Here is a 14,447-nt window from a genome sequence, read left to right as displayed (position 1 = left end):
CCGGCGCTCGATACCCCCAACATCAAGTGGCCTGGTTTTGCGCCGCCCAATGGCCGACTTTTACCCCGCCGTTGACACCTGAACGGAAGTGAATGCTGCCCCGAACTACGGAGTTTTGAAAGGACTGCCCCGATGACTCGCGTTGCTCTCTATGCCCGCTACTCCTCGGACAATCAGCGCGAAGCGTCGATCGAGGACCAGTTCCGGATTTGCCGGGAACAGGCGAAGCGGGAGAAGTGGAAGATCGTTGGCTCCTACAAGGATGCGGGAATCTCCGGGGCCAGCATGATCCTGCGTCCCGGCATCCAGTCACTGCTCCAGGATGCGCAGGCCGGAAAGTTCGACATGGTGCTGGCCGAAGCGCTTGACCGGGTCAGCCGCGACCAGGCCGATGTCGCTACCTTCTACAAACATCTGAAGTTCGCCGGCGTGCCCATCGTAACCCTCTCGGAAGGCGAGATCAGCGAGTTGCATGTCGGGCTTAAGGGCACGATGAACGCGCTGTTCCTCAAGGACCTCGCTGCAAAGACCCATCGTGGCATTCGTGGCCGTGTCGAGGAGGGCAAATCGGGCGGCGGACTTTGCTATGGCTACAAGGTCGTCAAACAGCTCGACGCACGCGGCGATCCGATCCGGGGTGACCGTGAAATCGATGAAGCGGAGGCGAACATCGTCCGGCGTATCTTCCGGGAATTTGCCTCTGGTGTGGGCCCGCGTACGATCGCTCGCACCCTGAACGAGGAAGGAGTGCCCGGCCCGGGCGGTAAGCTCTGGAGCGACACGACCATCCGCGGCCATGTGAAGCGCGGAACCGGCCTCATCAACAACGAGCTATATATTGGTCGCCTGATCTGGAACCGGCTACGCTACATCAAGAATCCATCGACCGGAAAGCGCGTGTCGCGCCTCAACCCCGAGAGCGAATGGCTCACCCGCGATGTGCCTGAGTTGCGCATCGTCGATGATGCCCTTTGGCAGGCGGTGCGTGAGCGGCAGGCCGCGATCGCGGATAAATTTGCGAATGTCACCGAGGCGGTGCGCAAGCACCACAAGAAGAACCAGCTCAACGGCAAGCGCCGGCCTCGGTCTCTTCTGTCCGGCCTGGTGTTCTGCGGCTGCTGCGGCGGTCCCTATTCGCTGCGCGGTGCAGGCCGCTTCGCCTGCTCCAATCACATCAGTAAGGGAACCTGCCCCAACAGCCGAACCATCCGGCAGGATGAACTGGAGAGCCGTGTGCTCTCTGGTCTCAGAGACCGCATGATGGCACCGGAGATCGCCGCCGAGGCGATGCGCGCCTATGCGGAAGAGACCAACCGGCTAAACCGCGAGCGGCGCTCCAATGCGGATGTCTGGCAGGTGGAACTGGCGAAAGTCGATAAACAGATCGCCCAGATTGTCGAGGCCATTGCCGACGGAATGTATCATCCATCGATGAAAGAGAAGATGACCGGCCTGGAAACCCGGAAGTCCGAATTGACCTCACTCTTGGCGGATGCGCCGGAGGACAAACCAGACCTGCTTCCGACGGCGTCGGCGATCTATGCGAGGAAGGTCGCAACGCTCATACAAGCCCTGAATCGTCCTGCCGAGCGCCAGGAAGCGGCTGAGGCTTTGCGGCTGCTGATCGAGAAGATCGTGCTCACTCCCGGTCCAGGACGTGGCGAGATCGACGCGACGCTTCACGGCGAACTGGGTCAGATCTTGGCGTGGACGAAACGGCAAGCCCTTGGAAAGGCATCAAAAACAACAAAACCCGCAGCGGATGCTACGGGTTTGTTGGTATCGGTGGTTGCGGGGGCAGGATTTGAACCTGCGACCTTCAGGTTATGAGCCTGACGAGCTACCGGGCTGCTCCACCCCGCGACACTGTCTCGAAGAATGCGACTGCTGCGCCTTGGCGCCGAACCGCTCGGACGCCGCCTATATAGGGGGTGATTTGCGCTTTGCCTACCCCCCCTGCCGCCCTTTCATGACATTTTTTTGAAATGCCGCTCCAGGCGCCCGCGCCGATTGCCTTTGGCGGCGCCGGAGGCTACATGTCGCGCCGGGCTCCCGGCCCTGTCCCCGCCACGCTTTTCCCGATCCGGACGCACATTCATGCAGCAGCGCAGTCTCGGCCGCACCGGCATTTCCGTCAGCCGCATCTGCCTCGGCACCATGACCTGGGGCGAGCAGAACACCGAGGCCGAAGGCCACGCGCAGATGAACTATGCCCTCGACCAGGGCATCAATTTCCTCGATACCGCCGAGCTCTATTCCACCCCGGCCCGCGCCGGAACGCAAGGGGCGAGCGAAACCATCATCGGCGCCTGGCTCAAGGCCAATGGCCGGCGCGACGATTGGGTGATCGCTTCGAAAATCACCGGCCGGGGCCATGACTGGATTCGCGGCGGCCGCCCCATGGATGGCCGCGAGGTCACCGCCGCGCTCGAGGCCAGCCTCAGGCGCCTGGGCACCGATCATATCGACCTCTACCAGCTCCATTGGCCCAATCGCGCCCATTACAATTTCTCCAACGCCTGGAGCTTTAATCCCCATGGCCAGGATCGCGCCGCGATTCTGGACAATCTGCTCGATACCCTGCAGGCGCTGGACGCCGCCAAAAAGGCCGGCAAGATCCGCGCCATCGGCGTCTCCAACGAGACGAGCTGGGGCCTTTCGCACTATCTCGCCCTCGCCGAGCGCCACGGCCTCGCGCGCATGGCCACCATCCAGAACGAATACAACCTGCTGCGCCGCCATTGCGATCTCGACCTGGCCGAAATCTGCGCCTTCGAGGATGTCGGCCTCCTGGCCTATTCCCCCCTCGCCGCCGGGCTGCTGAGCGGCAAATACAATGACGGGCGGATGCCGGACGGCTCGCGCGGCGCGCTGGGGGTCATGTGGCGGCACAATCCGCAATCCGAGATCGCCACCAAGGCCTATATGACCCTGGCCGGACAGCACGGGCTCGATCCGTGCCAGATGGCCATCGCCTTCTGCCTCACCCGCCCCTTCATGGCCTCGGTGATCATCGGCGCCACCACGATGGAGCAGCTCAGCGCCAATATCGCCGCCGAGCGCCTCGTGCTTTCCGACGCGGTGCTGCAGGGCATCGAGGATTTGCACCGGCTCTACCCGCGCACCATCGCCTAGAGAGTTTCCCGCACACGGGGGGCGCCCATTGCCCCCAGTGTCCGGTTCGGCGGCCCTGCCCCCTTTTCGCGCAAAAACCTTTGGCAAACCCGTCCCATGGCTGGGCGCGGGCGGCGAACCGCGTTATCCTCGGCCGGGCCGCTCCGGCATAAAACCGATCGGGACAAGATGAACGCCTTTGCCCTTTTTGCCTCCGTTCTGCCCCTGGCCGCGCTCTGGCTTTATGGCTTTGCCACCGCCCGCATCGATCGCCGCCGGCCCTCCCTCTCGGCGCTGATGAACGAGCACCGCTTCGCCTGGGTCGACCAAGCCAGCCGCCGCGACACCCCGCTCGATGCCATCCTGGCCGGCAACATCATGAATGCGGTTTCCTTTTTCGCCTCCACCACGGCGCTGCTCATTCTCGCCCTGTTCACCGTCATCGGCCAGTTGCCGCAATTCCTGCCGGCCCTCTCGGCCATCGCCTTCGGCGCCGCCCATTCGACGCTCGACATGCAGATTCACAACGTGATGCTGCTGGTGCTGTTCGTTTATGCCTTCCTCTCCTTCACCCTGTCGCTGCGCCAGTTCAACCATTTCTGCATTCTGCTCGGCGCGCTCGATCATGCCGATCCGACCCCCAGGGAGGAGATCCGCACCATAGCACGCATCAACGCCATGGCGGCCCAGCGCTTCAACGCCGGCATCCGCAGCTATTATTTCGCCATCCCCATGGTGGCCTGGTTCGTCTCGGGCTGGGCGGCGATCGTCGTCACCCTCGCCACCATCGTCCTCCTGCTGCACCGGGAATATTTCTCCGATGCCCGCTGGCTGGTCGCCCGCATCACCCCCCATTGAAAAGGCCGCACCGATGAAACCCGCCCTCTTCGCCGCCGCCCTCTTCCTCGCCCTGCCCGCCGCCGCGCAGCAACCCGCGGCCTTCACCACCGCGGACGCGGCGCTGATGACCGCCTGCATCGAAAAGCTCTCTTCCGCCAACCAGGCCGAGGACGATCCGGCCGCCCTGCGCCCCACGACCGATTGCATCGGAGCGGCGTCCACCGTCTGCATGGAGAGTGAGGACGGCGGCTTCTCCACCATCGGCATGGTCACCTGCACGGCCCGCGAAACCGACTGGTGGGACAGCCAGCTCAACACCCATTACGCGGGCCTGCGCGAAAGCCTCGCGCCCGATCTGTTCGCCACGCTGCAGGCGGCCCAGCGCGTCTGGATCGACTATCGCGACAGGGCCTGCGGCTTCGAATATGATCTGTGGGGCGAGGGCACCATCCGCTCGGTCATCCATGCCGGCTGCATGCTGGATCTGACCGCGGCGCGCGCCGACCGCGTCGGGACCTATGCCCATGCCGAACCGTGAAGGAACAGAGCCGGTGAAAAGTGACGCCTCCCACCCCTGGTTCCGCCCGCTCTGGCGGCGGCTCCTGATGGTCGCCCTTCCCGCCGCCGTGGCCGGCTGGGACGCCTATTACGGCAATTGGGGCTGGACGCTGATTTTCGGCGGCCTGGCCGCCTATGCGGTCTATATCTTCTTTGTCACCTGGAAGGATCCGGGCGATCCTCCCGCCCCCACCGGATCGTGAACCGATACCCCCGCAAAGCCTGCAAAGCTGACATTGACAATCATCTTTTATTTCGTATGAATGGCGAACCTTAGTTCACGCGGTCCTCACAGCCTTCGCCATGCTCGTCTGCCAGTGCAATCTGATTTCGACCAAGGACATCGAGGATATCGTCGTCGACATCCTCGACCAGGACCCCTGGCAGCTCGTCGTACCCGCCCTCATCTATCGCGAATTGGGCAAGCGCGGACAATGTTGTGGTTGCGTGCCCAATATAGTGGACATTATCGGCAAGGTCACCGAAACTTATCACCTCAAGCTGGCCGGGAACGCCGCCAATCTGGTGGACGTTAGGACCAGAATGAAGAGTCTGCGCAAATCCACGCGCAAGGGAGGTGAAAGTGAAGGGCGATCCAAGGATCATCGAGCGGCTTAACGAGGCGCTGTTTCTCGAACTCGGTGCCATCAACCAGTACTGGGTTCATTTCCGGCTTCTGGATGATTGGGGCTTCAAGCGGCTGGCCGCCAAGGAGCGCACCGAGTCCATCGAGGAGATGCAACACGCCGACAAGCTGATCGAGCGCATCATCTTCCTCGAGGGCCATCCCAATCTGCAGCGCGTGGCGCCGCTGCGCATCGGGCAGAACATCCGGGAAGTGCTCGAGGCCGACCTTGCCGGCGAGCTCGACGCCATCGCGCATTACCGCGAGAGCCGCAAGATCTGCAACGAGCTCGACGACTATGTCACCCAGCGCATTTTCGAGGAGCTCCTGGCCGACGAGGAAGGCCATACCGACTTCCTCGAGACCGAGCTCGAACTGCTCGCCACCATCGGCGAGGAGAAATACGGCCAGCTCAACGCCAAGCCCGCCGACGAAGTCGACTAAAAGCGTCTCCAGAATAAGGGCCCCCTTATTCGGTTCGGAAACGCGACCGAAAATCCCGATGATCACGCCCCTGGCCGGACCCGGTCGGGGGCCTTTTTTCGCCCTGTCACATCAATGTGCAATAGTCCCGGCATAAGGCGTTCGAGAATTGCCATTTACACGCCGCTTGCACAGAACATTCGCGCGGAAACGGTGCGGCGCGGCAACAATTTGCGGATAGGCACGGCGAGCCCGACAATTTCGCTTTGCAGGGAGCGCGCTTGGCTGTAATGCGGAAACAGACCTTTTTATGCCTAGCGGTCGGGTTTGCGCGGGGGTTCGATCCCCGCACTCGATTGGTGAAGCGGCGAAGGGAGTGCCGTGTGGTCGAGCCGCCAGAGGGGAACTCCAAAGCTGCCGCACGGTGTGTTCACACATCCTTTTTGGCTCTCGAAAGGACTTCCGTCATAATGAACAAGTCGTTGTTTCTCCTGACTGTTTCCGCCTCCCTCCTCTGCGGCGCCGCCACGGCCCAGGACCAGATCGTCAACATCTACAACTGGTCCGACTATATCGCCGAGGACACGCTGGACAAATTCACCGCCGAAACCGGCATCGCCACCAATTACGACGTCTTCGACTCCAACGAGATCGTCGAAGCCCGGCTCCTAGCCGGCTCGTCGGGCTATGATGTCGTTGTTCCGTCAGGCTTTTTCCTTGAGCGCCAGATCCCCATCGGCCTCTTCCAACTCCTCGACAAGTCCAAGCTCCCCAATCTGGTGAACCTCGATCCCGCCATCATGGCGATCGTCGAGGCCCATGACCCCGGTTCGCAATATTCCGTCCCCTATATGTGGGGCACCAGCGGGCTGGGCTACAATGTGGACATGGTCACCGAACGGGTCGGCGCCGACGGCCCGCTCACCTCATGGGACCTGCTGTTCGACCCCGAGAACGCAGCAAAACTGGCCGATTGCGGCATCGCCCTCCTCGATGCTCCGGTCGAGATGATGGCCATTGCCCTCAACTATCTCGGCCTCGATCCCAACTCCGAATCCGCCGATGACCTGGCCCAGGCCGAGGCACTGTTCGCCGGCATCCGCCCCTATGTCCGCCTGTTCCATTCCTCCCAGTATATTTCTGATCTCGCCAATGGCGAAATCTGCCTGGCCGTGGGGTATTCGGGCGACGTGTTCATTGCCGCCGACCGGGCAGCCGAGGCCGATCAAGGCGTTGAAATCACTTATGTCATTCCCGACGAGGGCACCTCGCTTTGGGTCGACATGATGGCCATTCCGGCCGATGCGCCCAACCCCGACGCGGCCCATGCCTTCATCAACTTCATCCTCGAACCGCAGATCGCCGCCGACATCACCAATTATGTCTGGTACGCCAACCCCAACACGGCGTCGCTGGACCTGGTTGATCCCGACATCGCCGCCGACCCTGCGATTTTCCCGACCGCCGAGGTGATGGAGAACCTGTTCCCGCTCAAGGCCCGCACGCCGGCTTATGACCGGCTGCTGACCCGGGCCTGGACACGGGTCAAGACCGGCCAGTAAACGCGATCGCCAAGATTTTTGCGGCAGGGCGCTCGCGTGCCCTGCCTCTGTCATTCTTCGGGGTGGGAAGCAGAACCTTGAAAAAACCTCAGATTGCCGCCGATACGCGCCCCTGGCGCGATCCCGACGCCGTCCCCTTCGTACGCATCCGCAACGTGACCAAGACGTTCGGCGACGTCTATGCGGTCGACGACGTTTCGCTCGACATCTACAAGGGCGAGCTCTTCTGCCTTCTGGGCGGCTCGGGCTCGGGCAAGTCCACCCTCCTGCGCATGCTGGCCGGCTTCGAGACCATCACCAAGGGCACCATCGAGATCGACGGCCAGGACATGGCCCAGGTTCCCTCCTATCAGCGACCGGTCAACATGATGTTCCAGTCCTATGCGCTGTTTCCACATATGACCGTCGAGGCCAATATCGCCTACGGCCTCAAGCGCGAAGGCCTGCCCAAGGGCGAGATCGCCGAGCGCGTGGCCGAACTGCTCAAGCTCGTGCGGCTGGAATCCTTTGGCCGCCGCAAGCCGCACCAGCTCTCGGGCGGGCAGCGCCAGCGCGTCGCCCTGGCCCGCTCCCTCGCCCGCCGGCCCAAGCTGCTGCTGCTCGACGAACCCCTCGGCGCCCTCGACAAGAAGCTGCGCGAAGACACCCAGTACGAACTGGTCAAGATCCAGGAGCAGCTCGGCGTCACCTTCATCGTCGTCACCCATGACCAGGAAGAGGCCATGACCCTCTCGACCCGCATCGGGGTGATGAATGACGGCAAGATCGCCCAGATCGGCGAGCCGCAGGAAATCTACGAATTCCCCAATTCCCGCTTCGTGGCCGGCTTCGTGGGCTCGGTCAACATCTTCGAAGGCGTCGTGACCGAGGATGAGGACGACCATATCCGCATCGACGCCTCGGCCGAGGCTGGTTGCGACATCTACGTGTCCCACGGCGTCGATTGCGCCCCCGAACAGATCCTCTGGTACGCCATCCGGCCCGAAAAGATGGTGCTGTCCCGCGAGCGGCCGGAGGGCGATGCCAACATCGTCCACGGCCTCGTCCAGGACGTCGCCTATCTCGGCGACATGAGCGTCTTCCGCATCCTGCTCGACAGCGGCAAGCGCATCCATGTCTCCCAGACCAATGTCTCGCGCTATGATCCCGAAGGCATCAGCTGGGACGAAAAGGTCTATATCTCCTGGGAAGCCGACGCCGGCGCGGTGCTGACGTCATGAGCGCGGGCGCGCTGTCCTCGCCGCCGCGCCCCTGGACCCGCCTCGGGCGCTGGCTGGGGCGGCTGGGCATCAATGGCCGCACGGCGGTCATCCTCGCCCCCACCCTTTGGCTGGCCATCTTTTTCCTGATCCCGCTGCTGGTGGTCTTCAAGATCGCGCTCAGTGCCTTCGCGCTGGGCCAGCCGCCCTATGCCCCCATGTTTAGATGGGGCGCGGACGATTCCCTCTCAATCACCCTGCAATTTTCCAATTTCTTGTTCATCCTCCAGGATTCGCTCTACGCCAACGCCTATATCAACTCGCTGCGCATAGCGGCGATCTCGACCGCCCTGGCGCTGCTGATCGCCTATCCCATGGCCTGGTTCATCGCGCGCTCGGACGAGAAATACCGCAATCTCCTGCTGATGCTGGTGATCCTGCCCTTCTGGACCTCCTTCCTCTTGCGCGTCTACGCCTGGATGGGGTTCCTGGGCCGCAACGGCATCATCAACAACATGCTGCTCGGCCTGGGGATCATCGACCAGCCCATCACCATGCTGCAGACCGAAGGCGCGGTGTTCATCGGCATCGTCTATACCTACCTGCCCTTCATGGTGCTGCCGCTCTACACGACGCTGGTCAAGCTCGACCAGAGCCTGATTGAAGCCTCCGCCGATCTGGGCGCACGCCCCTTCATGACCTTCCTCACCGTCATCCTGCCGCTCTCCATGCCCGGCGTCATTGCCGGCTCCATGCTGGTCTTCATCCCCGCCATCGGCGAATTCGTCATCCCCTCGCTGCTGGGCGGCGCCGACACGCTGATGATAGGTCGCGTGTTGTGGGACGAGTTCTTCGCCAATCGCGACTGGCCGGTCGCCTCCGCGGTGGCCATTGTGATGCTGGTCATCCTCGTCGTGCCCATCATGCTGATGAGCCGTGCCCAGAACGCCGTCGTGGAGACCGAAAAATGAGGCGCGGCTATCTCATCCCCATGATCGCGGTTCTGGGCTTTGCGTTCCTTTACGCGCCCATCGCATCGCTGGTCGTCTTCTCGTTCAACGAAAACCGGCTGGTGACGGTGTGGTCGGGGTTCTCGACCCGCTGGTATGCCGCCCTGTTCAACGATTCCCAGATCGTGGACGCGGCCTTTCTCAGCCTCCAGATCGCCGCTGTCAGCGCCAGCATCGCCACCGTGCTGGGGACGCTGGCCGGCGTCGCCCTGGCCCGGCTGGGCCGGTTCCGCGGCAAGACGGCGCTGACCGGCATGGCTTCGGCCCCCCTTGTCATGCCCGACGTCATCACCGGGCTGTCGCTGCTGCTGCTCTTTGTCTCCATGGAGGCCCTGATCGGCTGGCCGGCCGGGCGCGGCTTCACTACCATCACCATCGCCCACTCGACCTTCTGCATGGCCTATGTGACCGTGGTCATCCGGGCGCGGCTGTCCGACATGGACAACTCCCTCGACGAAGCGGCCATGGATCTGGGCGCGACGCCGCTGCGGGTGTTTTTCGACATCACCCTGCCCATCATCTCGCCGGCGCTGGTCTCGGGCTGGCTGCTGGCCTTTACCCTGTCCCTCGACGATCTGGTGATTTCGAGCTTCGTCTCGGGCCCGGGCGCCTCCACCCTGCCGATGGTCATCTTCTCAAAGATTCGCCTGGGGGTCTCCCCCGACGTCAACGCGCTGGCCACCATCATCATCGGTATCGTCGCCATCGGGGTGATCGCGGCGACCATGATCGGCATGCGCCGGCCGCAAAAGACTTAAAACCCCTGCAACCAAGCGCCGATCCGGGGACGCCAAGGCTCAGGCGTCGAGCGCCCCCAGGCTGGAATAGAAATTGACCATATCGTCGAGCACCGGGGCGCGCCAGCGCAGCATGGCGCCCAGCGCCGTGACGATTTCCATATGGCCGATGCCATCATAATAGCGCTCTTCCACCGGTACGCTGTTCTCGCGCAATTTGGCGGCCAGGGCCGTGGTGTTGTCGGTCTTGACGATCAGGTCGAGATTGCCGGTGGCCAGGAACATGGGCGGCGCGTCGGCAGTCACCAGCCGCACCGGCTGCGTCCCCTCCGGATTGGCGGCATAGCCGAACGCCTCGCGCACCTCGTTGAATTCGAACGGATAGAAATCATAGGGGCCGGCCAGCCCGGCCACGCCCCGCACCTTGAGCGTGCAGCCCGCATCGTTGAAGAACGAGGGATCGAGCCCCATCATGACGGCGTTATAGGCCCCGGCGGAGTGGCCGGCCATAAACAGCTTGTCGGCATTGCCGCCGAATGTGCCGATATTGTCCTCGACCCATTTGGCCGCGACCGCGATATCGTAGAGAAAGGCCGGATAGGTCACCTCAGGCACCAGGCGATAGTCGGGGATGACCGTGACGAACCCCCGGGCGGCAAGGGCGCGGCCCACGAAATCATATTCCCAGCGCTCGCCCCGGTTCCAGCCCCCGCCATAGATGAACATGAGCACCGGCGCGTTGCCGCGCGGATTCTGCTGCACATAGACATCGAGCTTGCCGCGCGGCCCACCGGCATAGGGAATGCCGTCGCCGATCTTGACCACGCCGGTATCGACGGCGGTGGGCAGGTTGAACGGGTCCATGAGCGACACGGCCTGGGCCGCCTCGGGCAGCAGCATGCTGCCGAGGCCGAACGCACCCGCCGAAGAGAGAAAATGACGACGTGTAAACGACATGAAGAACAAGGTTCAGAAAGTTATGATGGCAGGAGCATCCCAATACCGCGGAAACGCGTCGGTTTTGAGACCAATTCTCGCCAATTTCGCCCCAGGTCTTAGCCCGCATTAACCTTTGGCCGCCGCATGTCGAAAAGGCTCGAGACCTCGGCATAATCGCCGCGATAGCCGCAGCGGGCGATAGACCCGGCCTTGACGATGTCGAACAGCCCGTCGGTGAGATAATCGGGATCGATATGCACCCGCACCACCTGGCCGATCACCAGTTCACGCTTGAGGGTATTGCCATCGAGATCGACCAGCGGCTTGATTTCGAGCAGCTTGCATTCCATGGCCGCCGGGGTATCGGCCACGCGCGGCGGCGCCACCCTGTCCGACGCGGCCTTTTCGAGGCCCGCCATCTCGAATTCGTCGATCTCCGGACCATAGACGCCCGAAGTCTGGTTCATCGCCTCGGCCAGGCGCCGCGTGGCGAGGTTGAAGACGAATTCGCCCGTGGCGGCGATATTGTTCAGCGAATCCTTGCGCCCTTCACTGCCGAAGATCAGGATCGGCGGCGCGGCGCAGAAGATGTTGAAAAAGCTGTAGGGGGCGAGGTTCACCCGCCCTTCCGCGTCCACCGAGGACATCCAGCCGATCGGACGCGGTGCGATGATCGCCTTAAGGGGATCATGGGGCAGGCGATGCCCCTGGTCCGGATCGTAGGAATGCAGGGCCTTCATACCAGTCTCCTTTCATCGCACGGGGGACCCGATAACCGATACCGGCAAGCCCCTATCCGATCTAGTCTTCGAATCAGTAGTTAACGCCTCGAACGGTCACGATGTTTGCAGCTCTGCGCCATTTCAATCTCACCATTTGGCTGATTATCGTCGCCACCTTTGCCAGCCGGTTCGTCCAGTTCATGATCTGGCCGTTCCTGGCCATCCTGCTCTACCAGAAATTCGGGCTCAACGAGTTCGAGGTCGGGCTGTTTCTGGCGTCGGCCACCATTATCGGCATCGTGTTCGGCTTCTATGTCGGCTATCTGTCCGACATCGTCGGGCGGCGCAAGATCATCCTGGCCGGCCTCGCTCTCTCGGTTGCCGCCATGATCGTGCTGGGCCTGGGCGATAGCCTGTGGATGCTGTTCGCCGGCACGCTGGTGCAGTCCCTGGCCCGTCCCATGGTCGAGGATCCCGGCCGCGCCCTGATGACCGACATGGTCGAAGACCGCGAGGTCAAGGACATGGCGCTGCATATGCGCTATTTCGGCCTCAATGTCGGCGCCGCCCTGGGTCCCATCCTCGGGGCGACCATGGGGCTGACGGGGCAACAGCACACCTTCCTGCTGCTGGCCGGTATCCAGCTGCTCTATCTCGCCGGCGCGGCCATCGTCTTCAACATCGAGCGGCCCGTCAAGCACTCGGCCATGGCGGCGAGCTTCACCTTGCGCGACGTCCTGGGCATTCTCGTGCGCGACCGGCCCTTCCTCCTGTTCGTGCTGGCCAGCCTTTTGTCCTCGATCGGCTATGGGCAGATCGAATCCGGCCTGGTTCAATATCTCCAGCAGCAATCGGTGGCCGATATTGCGACGCTTTACGCCGTGCTGATCGGCATCAATGCAGCGACCATCGTCGTCTTCCAGTTTCCGCTGCTCAAGCTGACGGCGAGAATTTCGCCCTTTCTGCGCGCCATGATTGGCGTCGCGCTGTTTGCCCTGGGCTTTCTCGGCTTCGGCTTTGCCCCGGTCGATCCGCCCCATGCCCTGGCGCTCGCCATGTTCGTGTTCTCGATCGGGGAGGCCATCCTTTTTCCGACCATGAACATCATCATCGACCGCATGGCGCCCCCGGCGATGAAGGGCAGCTATTTCGGAGCCTTCTCGCTCGGCGTGATCGGCTTTGCCCTGGCGCCGCTGGTGGGCGGCAGCCTGCTCTATTGGGCGGGCGGCTTTGCGCTATGGATGGCGATGACCGGCCTCGCGCTGGCGGTCGCCATTCTCTACCTCCGTAATCGACCGATTTAGGCCGCCGCGACGACTGGAGTGGTGTGTGCTGGCCGCCAGTTCCAGGGTAGCAGCTCATCGAGCGCGTTGATCTTGTGATCGTTGATGCGGCCGAGGATATCGGTGAGGTAGGATTGGGGGTTGAGGCCGTGGAGCTTGGCGGTCTCGATGATGGTCATCGCATCGGCGAGCGTTTCCCCACCCGCATCGGATCCGGCGAACAGGAAGTTCTTCCGTCCGATTGCAATAGGCCTGATGGCGCGCTCGGCAGGATTGTTGTCGATCGCCACGCGCCCGTCTTCAAGAAACAGGGTGAAGGATGCCCAGCGCTTGAGAGCATAGCGGAAGGCCTTGGCCACATCGCTCTTGCCCGAGATGCGGTCGAGCTGATCCTCGGCGAAGCGCTTGAAGGCGTCGGCAACCGGCTTGCTCTCGGCCTGCCGGACAGCAAGGCGCTCCTGGGCCGAGCACCCGGTGATGCGCCGCTCGATGTCGTAGAGCACGCCGATGCGATTGATGGCTTCAAGCGCAATGGGGGATTTGCTCGACGTCCACTCGTCGTGGAAGTCGCGCCGAAGATGCGCCCAGCACGACGCCTCGCGGATCTTCTGCGTGCCGGTCATGGGATCGGGTTTGTAGAGGGGTCCGAACCCTGAATAAGCATCGGCTTGCAGGATTCCGGAGAACCCGGCCAGATGGAATTGAGGATGTTCGCCCTTGCGATCGGGTGAGAACAGATAGCCGACCGCCGGCGGATCATCGCCTGCAAAGGGAGTGTCGTCGCGGACATAGACCCATATGCGGCCCTGCTTGACCGCGCGTTTGGCACCGCCAGAAGCCAGCGCCACCTTGGGATCGAGAACTCTGATCGGGGTGTCGTCGGCATGGAGCCGATCTGCGGCAAAGACATGGTCACGAATACGGGAGACCAGGGGCTTGAGCACGCCGACCGCCTGGCCGCACCAGTCGATCAATGTCGAACGCGGGATATCGGCGCCCATGCGGTCAAAGATCTCACCCTGGCGATAGAGGGGAAGATGGTCGTCGTACTTGCTGACCAGAATGTGGGCGAGCAGCCCCGGGCCTGCCATGCCGCGGGCGACAGGGCGGGTTGGTGCTGGTGTCTGCACCATGGCTTCGCATTTGCGGCAGGACTTTTTAGGCCGGGCGATCTCGATCTTCTTGAGCTGGGCTGCAACCAGATCGAGGATCTCGGAAACGTCCTCACCCACCAGCCGCAGCTCCCCGCCGCAATCGGGGCACTGTGAACCAGGATCAAGGGTACGGCGCTCGGTGAGAACATGCTCGCTCAGAACTGGCTTGCCTCGACGGCGGGGAGAAGAGGTCGACTGTCCGGCTGACGTTGCCCCTTGGAGCTAATCCAGTTTGAAATAGACTCTGGCCCATCGAAAAGGACCAGAGATGAAGCGCAACA

General features: G+C 62.7%; 14 protein-coding genes, 1 tRNA gene and 1 pseudogene. 12 read left to right on the top strand and 4 right to left on the bottom strand.

Annotation, left to right across the window (positions count from 1 at the left end; all coding sequences use genetic code 11):
- Positions 1-132: 132 nt before the first annotated feature.
- Positions 133-1,830: a recombinase family protein gene (locus DVH29_RS15420; protein ID WP_114647079.1), complete on the top strand. Its 1,698-nt coding sequence runs from the start codon at positions 133-135 to the stop codon at positions 1,828-1,830.
- On the opposite strand, the gene DVH29_RS15415 is transcribed toward DVH29_RS15420, so the two are convergent.
- Positions 1,787-1,863 (bottom strand) — tRNA-Met (locus DVH29_RS15415). The genes DVH29_RS15420 and DVH29_RS15415 overlap by 44 nt on opposite strands.
- Positions 1,864-2,097: 234 nt before the next feature.
- On the opposite strand from DVH29_RS15415, the gene DVH29_RS15410 reads away from it, so the two are divergent.
- The 10 genes from DVH29_RS15410 (at position 2,098) to DVH29_RS15365 (ending at position 10,089) form a co-directional block, all read left to right on the top strand.
- A complete protein-coding gene (locus DVH29_RS15410; protein ID WP_114647077.1) occupies positions 2,098-3,135 on the top strand; it encodes an aldo/keto reductase in 1,038 nt (345 codons plus the stop codon).
- Positions 3,136-3,303: 168 nt separating this feature from the next.
- Positions 3,304-3,972 carry a DUF599 domain-containing protein gene (locus tag DVH29_RS15405; RefSeq protein ID WP_245945036.1) on the top strand — a complete coding sequence of 223 codons (669 nt, stop codon included), beginning with the start codon at positions 3,304-3,306 and terminating at the stop codon, positions 3,970-3,972.
- A gap of 13 nt (positions 3,973-3,985) precedes the next feature.
- Entirely contained in the window at positions 3,986-4,492 is a 507-nt protein-coding gene (locus DVH29_RS15400) for a lysozyme inhibitor LprI family protein (protein WP_158541704.1), read from the top strand.
- A 13-nt stretch (positions 4,493-4,505) separates the two neighbouring features.
- Complete coding sequence (locus DVH29_RS15395; protein WP_114647074.1) at positions 4,506-4,715, top strand: DUF3329 domain-containing protein; 210 nt, start codon at positions 4,506-4,508, stop codon at positions 4,713-4,715.
- Positions 4,716-4,815: 100 nt separating this feature from the next.
- Positions 4,816-5,130, top strand: coding sequence for a (2Fe-2S)-binding protein (locus DVH29_RS15390; RefSeq protein ID WP_114647073.1), 315 nt, complete (start codon positions 4,816-4,818; stop codon positions 5,128-5,130).
- Positions 5,096-5,581: a bacterioferritin gene (bfr, locus tag DVH29_RS15385; RefSeq protein WP_114647072.1), complete on the top strand. Its 486-nt coding sequence runs from the start codon at positions 5,096-5,098 to the stop codon at positions 5,579-5,581. Before DVH29_RS15390 ends, bfr begins: the two co-directional genes overlap by 35 nt.
- Positions 5,582-6,030: 449 nt before the next feature.
- Positions 6,031-7,122: a polyamine ABC transporter substrate-binding protein gene (locus tag DVH29_RS15380; protein ID WP_114647071.1), complete on the top strand. Its 1,092-nt coding sequence runs from the start codon at positions 6,031-6,033 to the stop codon at positions 7,120-7,122.
- Positions 7,123-7,199: 77 nt separating this feature from the next.
- Positions 7,200-8,342 carry an ABC transporter ATP-binding protein gene (locus tag DVH29_RS15375; protein WP_114647070.1) on the top strand — a complete coding sequence of 381 codons (1,143 nt, stop codon included), beginning with the start codon at positions 7,200-7,202 and terminating at the stop codon, positions 8,340-8,342.
- Positions 8,339-9,292: an ABC transporter permease subunit gene (locus DVH29_RS15370; RefSeq protein WP_114647069.1), complete on the top strand. Its 954-nt coding sequence runs from the start codon at positions 8,339-8,341 to the stop codon at positions 9,290-9,292. Before DVH29_RS15375 ends, DVH29_RS15370 begins: the two co-directional genes overlap by 4 nt.
- On the top strand, positions 9,289-10,089 hold the full coding sequence (locus tag DVH29_RS15365) for an ABC transporter permease subunit (RefSeq protein ID WP_114647068.1): 801 nt from the start codon (positions 9,289-9,291) through the stop codon (positions 10,087-10,089). Before DVH29_RS15370 ends, DVH29_RS15365 begins: the two co-directional genes overlap by 4 nt.
- 39 nt (positions 10,090-10,128) lie before the next feature.
- Here the strand turns inward: DVH29_RS15365 and DVH29_RS15360 are convergent, their stop codons facing one another.
- Complete coding sequence (locus tag DVH29_RS15360) at positions 10,129-11,025, bottom strand: alpha/beta hydrolase (protein WP_245945034.1); 897 nt, start codon at positions 11,023-11,025, stop codon at positions 10,129-10,131.
- A gap of 98 nt (positions 11,026-11,123) precedes the next feature.
- Complete coding sequence (locus DVH29_RS15355) at positions 11,124-11,747, bottom strand: flavin reductase family protein (protein ID WP_114647067.1); 624 nt, start codon at positions 11,745-11,747, stop codon at positions 11,124-11,126.
- Between the two features lie 101 nt (positions 11,748-11,848).
- On the opposite strand from DVH29_RS15355, the gene DVH29_RS15350 reads away from it, so the two are divergent.
- Entirely contained in the window at positions 11,849-13,033 is a 1,185-nt protein-coding gene (locus DVH29_RS15350; RefSeq protein WP_114647066.1) for an MDR family MFS transporter, read from the top strand.
- Here the strand turns inward: DVH29_RS15350 and tnpC are convergent.
- Positions 13,030-14,370, bottom strand: a pseudogene (gene tnpC, locus DVH29_RS15345) (IS66 family transposase); the annotation flags it as partial. The gene DVH29_RS15350 and the pseudogene tnpC overlap by 4 nt on opposite strands.
- Between the last annotated feature and the right edge of the window lie 77 nt (positions 14,371-14,447).

This window comes from Pelagibacterium lacus (assembly GCF_003345525.1).
Classification (GTDB): Bacteria; Pseudomonadota; Alphaproteobacteria; order Rhizobiales; family Devosiaceae; genus Pelagibacterium; species Pelagibacterium lacus.
This window is presented reverse-complemented; position numbering and strand designations above follow the sequence as displayed.